The organism is Streptomyces sp. NPDC005728, assembly GCF_040630895.1.
Lineage (GTDB): Bacteria > Actinomycetota > Actinomycetes > Streptomycetales > Streptomycetaceae > Streptomyces.
Window position 1 is genome coordinate 26,592 of the sequence record NZ_JBEXYL010000019.1, and the last position, 13,107, is coordinate 39,698.

Sequence of the window (13,107 nt, forward strand, 5' to 3'; positions counted from 1 at the left end):
GCGGACGCTACTGCCCGGCGAACTTCTTGCTGACCGACTCGTACACGCCCTTGGCCACATCACCCAGACGGGGACCCGCCAGCCAGCCCGAACTCACCGGGCCGATAGACGTGTTGGACACCAGCGCCGGCTTGCCGTCCGAGCCCGTCTCCACCCAGCCGCCGCCGGAGGAGCCGCCGGTCATCGTGCAGCCGATCCGGTACATCGTCGGGTCGGGCTTGTTGATCGACAGCCGTCCCGGCTTGTCCTGGCACTGGTACGCCAGCTGACCGTCGAACGGGGGTGCCGCCGGGTAGCCGGTGGCCGTGATGCTCTGCACCTTCGGCACGGCCGGGGCGTCGAAGTTCACCGGCAGCGCACCGCCGACCGTCTCCTCCAGCGACTTGCCGCCGTTGCCCTGCTCCGGCGTCACATGGATCACGGAGAAGTCGTACGAGGCACCGTTGCCGCCCGTCTCACCGCCCTGGTCGATCCACTGCTGGGACGTCTTCGCCGCATCGGCCCACCAGACGCCGTACGGTGCGATCTCCTCCCGGGTGGCGTCCTGTAGCTGGTCGAGCGACTTGCCCGCGTTGTTGTACGACGGCACGAAGGCGATGTTGCGGTACCAGCCGCCGTTCTTGCCGGCGTGCACACAGTGGCCCGCCGTCCAGATGAGGTTGGACTTGCCCGGGTGCGCCGGGTCCTCCACGACCGTCGCCGAGCAGACCATGTGGCCCTCGGGGGAGTCGAAGAGCAGCTTGCCCGACGTGGCCGCGTTGGTGTGGTACGGCGCCTTGACCGCCTGTGCCTTCACCGGGGCCGGCGTCGGGTCCGTCACACCCTGGTCACCGGAGATGTCGTTGTCGTCGACGCCCTTGTCCGGGTCGTTGGCGTCCCGCATGCGGCCCGGGTCCCACAGGCCCTTGATGATCGGGTTGATGAAGTCGTTGGCCTCGCGCAGCCAGTCGTCCCTGTTCCAGTTCTTCCAGGCGCCGTTCTTCCACTTGTCGATGTCGATCCCGTGCTCTTTGAGCTTGTTCTTGATGTCGTCCGGGATCTGGATCTTTCCGTCGCCGGCCGCCGTCGCGGAGGCGGTCGGCTTGCCGTCGGCGTCGGCGTCGCCGTCGCCGTTGCAGGCGGTGGCGGTCAGGGTCAGCGCCGAAACGAGGGCGACCGTCGCCAGCACGGGGGAGGTCCTGCGTGACGTACCCCTCCCTCGGCGAACGGTGAACGACGGCCGTATGGATCGCATGCTCGTGACTCCCCATGCTGTGAAGGAACTAGGCGCTTCGGCCCCCGGCACCGGCCGTGAACTCATGAGGAGTTCATGCCGGTCTCATGGACCGCTGAGAACGGGACCACACACTATGCGGTCGCTGTGGGGGAGTTCCGACGGGAGGGCAACGGTTTCGCTACGAGCTGTCCGCCCTGGCAGTCGACGTCTGACAGCTGATATCGGCCCCCTCCCGCCCTGTGTGACGCACCGCCAGGGAGTGCAGTGTGCGGTGCGCCGCCGGTACACGCGCGAGGTTGGCGCTGACCAGGTCCGCGGTGCGGCGTGTGGCCTCGGCCAGGGAAGGGAGCAGGTGGCGGTTCTCCTTGAGCACGACGACGGCCACGGCGGCGACGATCGCTCCCGCGGGGGTGCGTACGGGGGCTGCCACACAGCACAGCGGGGCGCGCACGGCTGCGTAGTCGTACGCCACCTCGTCCTTGTGGGCGCCGTTGATGACGGTCTCGGCCGCGCTGGCGGGCGGCAGGACCACGCCGGCGCGGAGGGGGAAGACGTCGTCGGCCTCGCCGTGCATGCCGCCGACGACGAGGACGCCGTCCGACTCCCGCACCGACATGCTCACGCTGCCCCGGCAAGCCGCGGCGAGCCCGCGCAGGGGGTGGGCGGCGGCCGACCGCAGCAGGGGAGCGGGCTGCCACGCCTGGCCGAAGCGGAAGGCCCGTGAGCCCATGCGATAACGGCCGGCGTGGCGGTGGACCGCGCCGAGCGCGACGAGCTGGTCGAGGAGCCGGTGGGCGGTGGCCTTGGACAGGTCGGTGCGCGAGGCCAGTTGGGTCAGTCCTGACTCGCCGGACCGGGCCAGTTCCTCCAGGAGGAGGAAAGCGCCCTCCAGGACGCTGCGTCCGGGTGCGGTGCGGTGACGGTGAGGGCAGTGCGCTGGTTCCGGTGCGGGCTGAGGGCCATCGGGCATGGCTGTTCCCCCGTCGCTGCGGTCCGTCCGGCGGAGTGGTCAGCTCCGCATATCGGTCAATTCCATTGTAGTGAACGTCAATTGGGCTTGTCGGCACTTACGGAGATCTTCCCTCCGCCGCTCCGGTCCGCTCAGCGGACCGTTGCTGGGCCGCCCGCCGCAGGCCGTGCCACCGTCTTCCCGCAGGCATGGTCTGCGTCGGCCAGACGCCCTGAACCGTCCTTCTGTCAGGAGCAGCCGCCATGAGTGTCACCGGACAAGAGACCCAGGAGCTGACGGCCACGCGCCGCGTTCCCCGGCCCGAAGTCGTCGTGTGGGACCTCACCTACGCGTGTCCCCTGCGCTGCTCGCACTGCTATTCCGAGTCGGGGAGACGGCCCTCACGGCAGTTGGAGCACGCGGACATGCTCCGCCTCGCGGAGGCGCTCGTCTCGCTGGGGCCCAGAGTGGTGGCCTTCTCCGGCGGTGAGCCGATGCTCGTACCCCGCATCGCGGAGCCGGCGCGGCTGCTGGCGGACGCCGGGATCCGTACGTCGATCAACACCAGCGGGTGGGTGACGAACCGGAGACTGATCGGGACCGTCGCGGAGACCTTCGACGAGGTGCTGGTCAGCCTCGACGGCGCCACCGCGGAGGTGCACGACCGGATCCGCGGGCGGGCGGGTTCCTTCGCCCGCGTCATGAAGACGCTCGGGATTCTCGACGAACTCGCGGCCGATCGAGCCGCCCGGGGAAGGCCGAGGCTGTGGTTCGGCACGGACTGTGTCGTCGTACGCACCAACTTCGGGCACCTGGAACGGTTCGCCACCGAGATCGCGCCGCGGTTCCCCCGTCTGTGCTTCCTGTCCTTCAACGCCGTCGTCCCCGAAGGGCTGGCCAGTCGCCGTGAGTTCGAGGAGCACGAACTCCTGGAGGAGGCACAGGCCGCCCGGCTGACCGATGAGCGGACCCGCGCGCGGCTGCGCGAGCTGGCGCCCGACTCGGTGCAGGTCTTCACCCTGGACAACCTGGATCTGATGATGCGGCCGGACCAGCCGACGCACCGGGAGCGCATTCCGCTGATGCTGCTCGAACCCGACGGGGAGGTACGGGGCATCCCCGTCTACGAGGGGACCGTCGGCAACCTGCTGCACGAGCCGGCCGCCGAGGTCTGGCAGCGCTCGGTCGCCCGCTGGGACGACCCCTTCGTCCTGTCGGTGCTGGCGGGCATCCGCACCCGGCGGGAGTGGGGCGAAGCCGTGCGCACGCTCGACCTGCACTTCGGTTCGGACGACGTACGCGCGAGGATCGCCCGGCGATCGGTCCGCTTCGATCCGCCCGAGTTCGCCGGCCACCTGGGGCCGTCCCTGCCGCACCGGACCGTGAACCGCACCGCCTGAGCGACCTGGGGGGAGGGAGGGCGCCATGTTGTCGCCGCGCGACTACGACCGGTTCTGCCAGGCGGACCCGGACTTCTACGAGTTACCGGAACTGCTGCCGGACGCCGGGAACCGGTTCGCCACCGCACGGCGCGACCCGCCGGCCGGATGGACGCGTTCCCAGGTCGGCTGGTGGGTGCGGTGGACGCCACCGGGGGCGCGGCCGCCGGAGCAGGGCTGGCGGATCGAGGTCTCCTCGACTCCCCCGGGGGCGGAGTCGGTTGCCGAGACCGTCTGGGCCTACGGCGTGGCCCGCTCGCTGCCGTTCGAGATCGTACGAAGCGCTGCCGCCGCACAGGCGCTGAACTCGGAGGAGGCCGACCGGCTCACCAGCGGCGTCATGGCGATGCTTCACCCGCAGGACGAGGACCAGCTGACCGGCATCGTCTCCGAGCTGTCCGTCCTGTTCGAGGGCGCGACGGGACCCCGGATCCTGCCCGCGCTCCGCCATGGGACGACTCCCGTGCATGTGCGCTACGCGAGCACCCGCCCTCACCCGTGCCCCCGGAGGGCCGACGACGGGCTGACCGTACTCGCCCGGCCCGACGGATCCCCCGTGACCGACACCCGAGGTGCCGTCTTCGCCCTGCCGGACTGGGTGGAGCTGCCTGCGGCACTGAAATCCGACCAGGACGCCCTGCACACCACGACGGGCGGCAGGTTCCCCTATCAGGTGAGCCGGGCGCTGGCGATGCGCAACGGCGGTGGGACCTACCTGGCGACCGAACGGCACACCGGCAGGCCGGTCGTCCTGCGGGAGGCGCGTCCGCACGCGGGGCTGGACCGGTACGGGCAGGACGCGGTCACCCGCCTCGACCGGGTGGGCGAACTGCTGACGCGGCTGGCCGGGCCGGCGTGCGTGCCCGCGCTCAGGCAGCTGAGTACCTGGGGAGAGCATCGCTTCCTCGCCGTCGACCACGTCGAGGGCCCGTCGTTGCAGGAGACAGCCGGAGCATGCATGCCGCTCACGGTGGCCCGGCGGACCGGTCCGGAGGCGGCCGCGTACACGGCGTGGGCCCTGGGAGCCGTCGAGGAGGTCGAGCGGGCTCTGCGGGCCTGTCTCGCCTGCGGCGTGCGGTTGACCGGCCTGGATGCCGAGAACGTCGTGATGCGGCCATCGGGCGGGATCGCGCTCGTCGGCATCCGTGCCCTGGCGGACGCCGACGACAGCCGGGCGGCAGGCACCGGCGATCGTGATGCGGGCGTCCCGGACGGGCTGGGGCCCGAGGAGGCCGTCGCCCACCTGCTCGCCCGGCTGACTCTGCAGCTGTTCTGTCTGGCGCCCTGGTCGGGCCCGGCGAAGGCACCCTCGCTGGTGAAGGCCGTGGAGGAGCTGTTCCCTGTGCCGAAGCGGTTCGGCTCCGGGCTGCTGCCCGCCCTCACGGCACGCCGGCCCGAAGCCGCCCCGCCCTGGCCGGAGGACCCCGCCGTGGCTGCCCTGGACCGGCTGGACTGGCCCGTCGTGCGGCAGTCCCTCGTCGACGGCATCCACGCCATGGCCACGCCCGACCGCCCCGACCGGCTGTTCCCCGCCACCCCCACCGGACGCGCCGCCCTGGGCGGGTACGCCTTCGGGTACGGCGCGGCAGGCGTCCTGTATGCCCTCCACCGCGTGGGTGCCTCCGTACCGCCCGCATACGTCGACTGGTTGCGGTCGGCGGTCGAGCGCACCCCCGTTCCCCGGCCGGGGCTCTACGACGGACTGCACGGCGTGGCCCTCATCCTCGACCTGCTCGGCCACCGCGACGCCGCCCTCGAGGTGCTCGAGCGCTGCCCGGCACCCGACCCGGACTGCCCCGACCTGGCGGAGGGGCTCGCGGGCGCGGCACTGACACTGCTGCACTTCGCCCGCGTCACCGGCACCCAGGCGTACCGCACGGAGACGCTGCGCATGGCGGACGTGCTGGCCCGGACGTACGTACCGGCACCGCCGGCCGCCCGCCCCGGGCGGCCGGATCCCCGGGGCCTGCTGCACGGCCCGACCGGTGCGGCCCTGCTCTTCCTCCACCTCCACGAGACGGAGGGGACGGAGGAGGCAAGCGGAACGGGGTTCCTCGCCCTGGCCGAGCGCGCCATCTCCCACGACATCGGGCGCTGCACCACGCTGTCCGACGGCACGGTCGTCCTCGCCGGCCGGCACAACCTGCCGTACCTGCACGGAGGAAGCCTCGGCCTGGCCACCGTGGTGCGCGACCAGCTCCGGCTGCGCTCCGATCCCGAGAAGGCGGCGCTGCTGACCGCACTGCGTCGTACCGCCGCCGGCGTCCACATCCGCAACAGCGGCCTGCTGCGCGGCCGGGCAGGGGCGATCGCCACGCTCGCCGCGCTCGACGACCCCGCCGACGTGCCGGTCATCCGGGCCCAGATCCGCCGCCTGGCCTGGCACGCCCGGAGCCACCGGGGTCGGCTCGCCTTCCCCGGCTACCGCAGGAACAGGCTCTCGGCCGACCTGGCGACGGGGTCGGCCGGCGTACTGCTCGCCCTCGACTCCGCGTTCGAGAAACGGGGCCGCCATCCGCTGCCCTTCCTCGACACGCGGCCCACCCGGTCCGTCGACGGTACCGAGAGGAGGTGATGTCGATGCAGGAGGTCCTCGAACTCCAGGAGCTGGAAGAGGAGGCACCCGCTGCCTGGCCGTGCGCCAACAGCTACGAGAGCGCACGCGGAGGCGAGTGAGACCGGGCCTCGTCGTGGAGGCCCGTGTCACGGGGACGTCCGAACCGTCTCCGGTCATGGCCCGTCGGGGTTGCGGAGAGGGGGTGATGTCGATGCAGGAGGTCCTCGAACTCCAGGAGCTGGAAGAGGAGGCACCCGCTGCCTGGCCGTGCGCCAACAGCCACCACAGCACAGTGGGCCCGGAATGAGACCGGGCCGCACCCTGCGGCGCTGAGACCGCTGCGGGCCCCTCACGGCCCGCAGCGGGACACGTCCTGAAGGCCCCGGCACGTGCGCCGGCCTGCACAAACCCGTTCGCGCCACAGCCGAAGGGCACTGCCTTGCCTCTACCCCCTGACACCATGACCGGCCCGGTCTTCACCGAATCGCCGGACCGCCTGGCCGACGCCGACAGCCGCTATCCCGCGGGCCTGCGGCCCACCCCCCAGGGCTGGCACCGCGTCGAACACGGCGGCTGGATCAACCTGCTGCCCTCGTCGGACCGCCGGCCCGCCCAGGGCTGGAAGGTCCACGTGTCCGCCCGGAGCGAGGACGCCTCCCGCACCGTCGACACCGCGTGGACGTACTGCGTCGAACACCTCCTCGCCTTCAAGTTCCTGCGCAGCGGCGCCCTGCTGGCCCAACGGAACGCCAAACAGGCAGACCGGTCCGCCGGCGGCAAGCTCCTCACGCTCTACCCCGAGGACGACCTGGTCCTGCAGCGCACGCTCGAAGAACTCTCCGTCCTCCTGAAGGACGTACGGGGCCCGTACGTCCTCAGCGACCTGCGCTGGAGCGAAGGGCCGCTGTACGTCCGGTACGGCGCCTTCGAGGCGGCCTACTGCTTCTCGCCCGACGGGGACTGGGTGCCGGCCATGACGCGGCCCGACGGCCGGCGGGTGCCCGATCGGCGCCGCCCGTTCTTCACCGTCCCGGACTGGGCCCCGGTGCCCTCGTTCCTCGCCGACCACCTGAGGACGACACGAGACACCACCCGGGCGGACCCCTTTCCCTACACGGTGGAGAAGGCCCTGCACTTCTCCAACGGCGGCGGTGTCTACCGGGCCGTCGACCGCGCCACCGGCCGCAGGGTCGTCCTGCGCGAGGCCCGCCCGCACGCGGGCCTGGACCGCAACGGCGAGGACGCGGTGGAGCGCCTGCGGCGCGAACACGACGTGCTCCAGCACCTGGCCCACCTTGCCTGCGTCCCGCGTGTCCACACCCTGACCACCCATTGGGAGCACCATTTCCTGGTCCGGGAACACGTCGACGGTGAGCCGCTGCACGAGGCGATCGGCCGCCTCAACCCGCTGCTTCGGCCCGCCGCAGATCCGGCCCGCACCGCACCGCCCGGCACCACGGGCCCGCTCGCCGTCGGCCCGTACACCAGCTGGGCCCTCGAGGTGTTCGGCCGTGTCGAGGAGGCCGTCGCCCGGCTCCACTCGTCGGGCATCGTCCTCGGCGATCTCAAACCCGCCAACATCCTGCTCCGCGAGGACGGGAGCATCTGCGTCATCGACTTCGAGACGGCTCACGCCGTCACCGAACCCGCCCCCGTGTCCCTGACCACGCCCGGGTTCTCCGCTCCCTGGGCACGGTCCGGCTTCACCGCCGACACGTACGCACTGGGCTGCCTGGGCCTCGCGCTGTTCTGCCCGCTGACCCCGCTCCTGCGTTTCGACCCGGCCAAGGCGGCCCACCTCCTCGCCTGGGCCCGGCAGCGCTTCCCGCTGCCGCCGGAGGTCACCGAGCGCATCCGTACGGCCCTCACGCCACCGGCGGCCACCCACACCACCCCCGCCGCACCCGCGGGGCTCGCGGCGCCCTGGCCGACCGGCGACGCGCCCCCTGACGCCGACCCGGCTGCGTCGGCGTCAGGGGACCTCGTCCTGGACTCCCTGCGCGACAGCATCGTGCACAGCGCGACACCGCAGCGCACGGACCGCCTCTTTCCCGGTGACGTCCGCCAGTTCGACGGCCAGGGAGGCACCCTCGCCTTCGGTGCCGCCGGTGTTCTGCACACCCTGCACACCACCGGACACCATGCCGCCGTCCCGGCGTTCGAGACGTGGATCGAGTGGCTGGTCACCCATGTCACCCGCCTGCGCCACCCACGCCCCGGCCTGTACGACGGCCTCGCCGGCGTCGCCTGGATCCTGAAGGCGCTCGGCAGGCCCGACGAGGCCCGTGCCGCCCTCGAAGCGCTCCGCACCATCGACCTGAACGACTGCGGACCGGGCCTGTTCGGCGGGCTGTCCGGCATCGCCCTCGTCCTGCGACACTTCGGCGAAGCCGACGCGGCCGCCCGGATCGCCGACGAGCTGGGCCGACGCCTGACCGGCCCGTCCGCCGCGCCCGACCGGAAAGCCGGACTCATGCACGGCTGGTCGGGCCCGGCCCTGCTCTTCACCCGGCTCTTCGCCGACGCTGCCGCTGACGCGGACGAGAGACACCTCGACCTCGCCAGGCTCGCCCTCACCCGGGACCTGGACCGGTGCACCACCTCCCCCGAGGGGCATCTCCAGGTGAGGGACGGCCGTGTCTGGCTCGGCGGACTGGAACGCGGCAGCGCGGGCATCGCCCTGGCCCTGCATACCTACCTCAGGTACGCGCACCACCCCGCTCTCGCCTCGGCCCGCGACCGCATCCAGGCCGGTCTCGACACCGAACTCCTGCCCTCACCAGGGTTGTTCACCGGCCATGCGGGACACGCGTACACGCTCGCCCACCTCGACGACCCCTCCGGCTCCCACGCACACCTGCATCGACTCGCCCCCCACGTCGTCCCCTGTCAAGGCACCACCGCCTTCGCCCTCGACAGCCTGCAGCACCTCTCCATGGACCTGGCCACCGGAACCGCGGGCGTCCTCCTGGCGGCGCATGTGGCCCGCACGGCCCGCCCGAACGGCTCCTCCCTCGAGCCGCTGTCCCACCTCCTGCCCGGCCCGTAGTCCTGACCCGAGCCACGGATCTCGAGGCAACCCGTAACCCGCAGGCCCGTCCGCGGTTGGTAGCGGTGGGGGGCCTGCTGCCTCTGCCCGGTCCCCGCGGATCACATCGCCTCTGGACAGCCTGGGAGGACAACGAGCCGTGGCCGTGACCGAGTCGATGGCTGAAGGCACGTACGGGGGAGCGCGCGCCGTGCACGAGGGGATCCTGAGGCGCCAGTCGGCGCGTGAGTCCGCGGCGCGCACCTATGCACGGGCCCTGCCCATCGTGCCCGTACGAGCCCGGGGCCTGACCATCGAAGGCGCCGACGGCCGCCGATATCTGGACTGCCTCTCCGGCGCCGGCACGCTCGCCCTCGGCCACAACCACCCGGTCGTACTGGAAGCCATCCGCCGCGTCCTCGACTCCGGCGCCCCGCTCTCCGTGCTCGACCTGGCGACTCCCGTCAAGGACGCCTTCATCACCGAGCTGTTCCGCACCCTGCCGCCCGGGCTCGCCGACCGTGCCCGCGTCCAGTTCTGCGGACCGGCCGGCACCGACGCCGTCGAGGCCGCCTTCAAGCTGGTCCGGGCCGCGACCGGGCGCACCGGCATGCTCGCCTTCACCGGCGCCTACCACGGCATGACGTCCGGGGCCCTGGCCGCCTCCGGAGGTGCCGGCGACGTACGGGTCGCGCGCCTGCCGTACCCGCAGGACTACCGCTGCCCCTTCGGCGTCGGCGGCCCGCGCGGTGCCGAGCTCGCCGCCCGCTGGACCGAGTCCCTCCTCGACGACCCCAAGTCCGGCGTACCGCTGCCCGCCGGGATGATCCTCGAACCCGTCCAGGGCGAGGGCGGTGTGGTCCCGGCGCCGGACGACTGGCTGCGCCGCATGCGGCAGATCACGGCCGACCGGTCCGTTCCGCTGATCGCCGACGAGATCCAGACCGGAGTCGGCCGGACCGGCGCGTTCTGGGGCGTCGGGCACAGTGGCGTCACGCCCGACGTCATGGTCCTGTCCAAGGCCATCGGCGGCAGCCTCCCCCTGGCCGTGGTCGTCTACCGCGACGATCTCGACGTCTGGCAACCCGGCGCCCACGCAGGCACCTTCCGCGGCAACCAGCTGGCCATGGCCGCCGGCACCGCCACCCTCGCCCACGTCCGCGAGAACGGCCTCGCGGAGCGTGCCGCCGCTCTCGGCTCCCGGATGATGTCCCGACTTCGGGAACTTCAGGCGGAGTTCCCGTGCGTGGGGGACGTCCGGGGACGCGGACTGATGATCGGGGTCGAGCTGGTGGACCCGGAGGGCCAGGAGGCAGGGCCGGACGAAGGCCCCTCCTCCGGTGATCACCCTGCGGCGACGAACGGACTGGAAGCCACCCGCACCCCTCGCCCCGCCGCCCCCGAACTTGCCGCAGCCGTCCAACGGGAGTGCCTCCACCGTGGCCTCATCGTGGAACTCGGCGGCCGCCATGACAGCGTCGTACGGCTCCTTCCTCCGCTGACCATCAGCGACGAGCAGGCGGCGGCCGTCATGGACCGCCTGGCCGACGCGGTGGCAGCGGCGGCCCGCCACCAGGAGGACAGCGGCCGCAGACAACGACAGCACGACGGCCCTGCCCAGAGCACCGGCTAGACCCCGCACACAGGCGGCCCCACCGCCGATGCCGGCGAGCACCCCACGACCCGCAGCCCATCCCCTCACCACTGCACCTCCGTCCAGGACTTCCCGTCCAAAACCGTCGTCCCTGCACCAACCTGCAGACAGCCCGACCGTGCTCGCCCCTCCCGCCCGACACGGGTCCTCCGCCGCGACCAGGACGCCCCATCGACGACAGGACGAGAACGACCGAGCGGACGACCGGACGAAGACCGCAGCACCCCAGCCCCCCAAGGAGCCGCCTTGAACGCCACCCCCACACCCGACGGCCGTTCCGGCAGCCCCGACGACCAGGGAGACTCTGGCGCCCAGCCCGCTTCCGTGCCGCTCGCGGAGTCGGTGCCCCAGCAGAAGAGGCGAACCCCGGACACCACCCGACCAGGAGCCCCCGGCACCGACCCGCTGGACGACCCCGACCCGCACACCGCCGCCCGGACGGCCGCCGTGGAGAACCTCCTCCGCTGCTGGGTACGGGAGACGAACCTCGCCGCCCCCTCCTCCGGCACCCTCCGCATTCCGCTGCCCGCCAGCGCCACCGCTCTGATCACACCGGTCCGCCACTGGTCCCCGTCGGGCTGGCACCGCTTCGGGCCACCCCGTCTCGCCGGCGCCCCCGCAACAGTCCCGCCCGTCGACGCGGTCACCCTCGCGGCCCTGCTCGCCAGGGAGACGCCCGGCAGCGCGGTCGACACCACCGGTACCCAGGAGCCCACGCCCGCCGGCGACGGCTGCGACCTCGTCGCCAGGGTGGCCGACTCCGTGCGGCGCACCGCGACCTTCATCCACGACCGGCGCGCACACCCGGCCGACGGCCCCGACCTCTTCCTCAGCGCCGAGCAGGCCCTCCTCCTCGGACACCCCCTGCACCCGACACCCAAGAGCCGAGAGGGCCTCACCGAGGCCGAAGCCCGTCTGTACTCACCAGAGTTGCGCGGCTCCTTCCCCCTCCACTGGATGGCTGTCGCCCCCTCTCTGCTCGCGACCGACTCGGCCTGGACCGAGCGCGGCCGTCCCGTCCCCGCGGACCACCTCACCCAACGACTCGCCGACACCTCCCTGCCCCTGCCCGACGGATACGCAGCCCTGCCCCTGCATCCCTGGCAGGCACGTGAGGTCCGGCACCGCGAGACGGTCGCCGCCCTGCTCGACTGCGGAGCCCTCCGCGACCTCGGCCCGCTCGGCTCTCCCTGGCACCCCACCTCCTCCGTACGTACCGTCCACCGGCCCGGCGCCCCCGCGATGCTCAAGCTGTCGTTGGGCCTGCGCATCACCAACTCCCGCCGCGAGAACCTGCGCAAGGAACTCCATCGCGGAGTCGAGGTGCACCGGTTGCTGCGCAGCGGCCTGTTCAAGCAGTGGCAGGCCGTACACCCCGGCTTCGACATCGTCCGCGACCCCGCCTGGCTCGCCGTCGACGACCCGGACGGCCGGCCCGTGCCTGGCCTGGACACCGTGATCAGGCACAACCCGTTCGCCCCGGCCGACGACGTCAGCTGCGTCGCTGGTCTCGTCGCGCCTCGCCCGCTCGCCGAACCGGGCACCGATGCCTGGCCGTTTCCCGGCGCCTCGCCCCATCGTTCCCGTCTGGCCCAGCTCGTCGCACAGCTTGCCGCCCGCACCGGCCGGCCTGTCGGAGCCGTCGCCGCGGAGTGGTTCCTGCGCTACCTAGAACAGGTCGTCCGCCCCCTGCTGTGGCTGGACAGCGAGGCCGGAATCGCCCTCGAGGCCCACCAGCAGAACACGCTGCTTCTGCTCGACCGTGACGGCTGGCCCGCCGGCGGCCGCTACCGCGACAACCAGGGCTACTACTTCCGCGAGTCCCGGCGAGCCGAACTCGACGCGCGGCTGCCCGGCATCGGCGAGCACAGCGACACGTTCGTCTCCGACGAGGTCACCGACGAACGCTTCGGCTACTACCTCGCCATCAACAACGTGCTCGGCCTGATCGGCGCCTTCGGCTCCCAGCACCTCGCCGACGAGCGACTGCTCCTCGCGGCCTTCCGCGGTTTCCTCACCGAGGTCTCCTCGGCGCCCGTCGCCCTGCGCTCCTCGCTGCCCAGGGTCCTGCTCGACTCACCCGTCCTGCGCTGCAAGGCCAACCTGCTGACCCGGCTGCACGGCCTCGACGAACTCGTCGGCCCGGTCGACACACAGTCCGTCTACGTCACCATCGCCAACCCCCTTCACTGCTGAACGAACCGCACTCTCTTCCTTCGTCTCCGAGGACCATGACCCCCTTCGTCTCCTGAGAGGAGCGCACC

7 protein-coding genes are annotated in these 13,107 nt (G+C 72.3%); 5 read left to right on the top strand and 2 right to left on the bottom strand.

What is annotated here, in order from left to right:
• Window positions 1-7: 7 nt before the first annotated feature.
• Complete coding sequence (locus ABZ471_RS15550; RefSeq protein ID WP_359066587.1) at window positions 8-1,234, bottom strand: hypothetical protein; 1,227 nt, start codon at window positions 1,232-1,234, stop codon at window positions 8-10.
• A gap of 160 nt (window positions 1,235-1,394) precedes the next feature.
• Complete coding sequence (locus tag ABZ471_RS15555; RefSeq protein ID WP_359066589.1) at window positions 1,395-2,186, bottom strand: helix-turn-helix domain-containing protein; 792 nt, start codon at window positions 2,184-2,186, stop codon at window positions 1,395-1,397.
• Between the two features lie 242 nt (window positions 2,187-2,428).
• Between ABZ471_RS15555 and ABZ471_RS15560 the strand changes: the two genes are divergently transcribed.
• The 5 genes from ABZ471_RS15560 to ABZ471_RS15580 all read left to right on the top strand — a co-directional run bounded on the left by ABZ471_RS15560 (window position 2,429) and on the right by ABZ471_RS15580 (window position 13,039).
• Entirely contained in the window at window positions 2,429-3,565 is a 1,137-nt protein-coding gene (locus ABZ471_RS15560) for a radical SAM protein (RefSeq protein WP_359066591.1), read from the top strand.
• A gap of 25 nt (window positions 3,566-3,590) precedes the next feature.
• Entirely contained in the window at window positions 3,591-6,179 is a 2,589-nt protein-coding gene (lanKC, locus tag ABZ471_RS15565) for a class III lanthionine synthetase LanKC (RefSeq protein WP_359066593.1), read from the top strand.
• Between the two features lie 442 nt (window positions 6,180-6,621).
• The gene (gene lanKC, locus ABZ471_RS15570) at window positions 6,622-9,210 is read left to right on the top strand and encodes a class III lanthionine synthetase LanKC (RefSeq protein WP_359066595.1); all 2,589 of its coding nucleotides are present in this window, start codon (window positions 6,622-6,624) and stop codon (window positions 9,208-9,210) included.
• Between the two features lie 157 nt (window positions 9,211-9,367).
• Window positions 9,368-10,822 (top strand): diaminobutyrate--2-oxoglutarate transaminase family protein, encoded by a 1,455-nt coding sequence (locus tag ABZ471_RS15575; protein ID WP_359066731.1) that lies wholly within the window; start codon window positions 9,368-9,370, stop codon window positions 10,820-10,822.
• A gap of 363 nt (window positions 10,823-11,185) precedes the next feature.
• Window positions 11,186-13,039: an IucA/IucC family protein gene (locus ABZ471_RS15580; protein WP_359066733.1), complete on the top strand. Its 1,854-nt coding sequence runs from the start codon at window positions 11,186-11,188 to the stop codon at window positions 13,037-13,039.
• The last annotated feature ends 68 nt before the right edge of the window (window positions 13,040-13,107 follow it).

Coding starts and splice junctions, on each gene's coding strand:
- ABZ471_RS15550 (WP_359066587.1), bottom strand. CDS start 1,234: ATGCGATCCATACGGCCGTCGTTCACCGTTCGCCGAGGGAGGGGTACG.
- ABZ471_RS15555 (WP_359066589.1), bottom strand. CDS start 2,186: ATGCCCGATGGCCCTCAGCCCGCACCGGAACCAGCGCACTGCCCTCAC.
- ABZ471_RS15560 (WP_359066591.1), top strand. CDS start 2,429: ATGAGTGTCACCGGACAAGAGACCCAGGAGCTGACGGCCACGCGCCGC.
- lanKC (WP_359066593.1), top strand. CDS start 3,591: ATGTTGTCGCCGCGCGACTACGACCGGTTCTGCCAGGCGGACCCGGAC.
- lanKC (WP_359066595.1), top strand. CDS start 6,622: ATGACCGGCCCGGTCTTCACCGAATCGCCGGACCGCCTGGCCGACGCC.
- ABZ471_RS15575 (WP_359066731.1), top strand. CDS start 9,368: ATGGCTGAAGGCACGTACGGGGGAGCGCGCGCCGTGCACGAGGGGATC.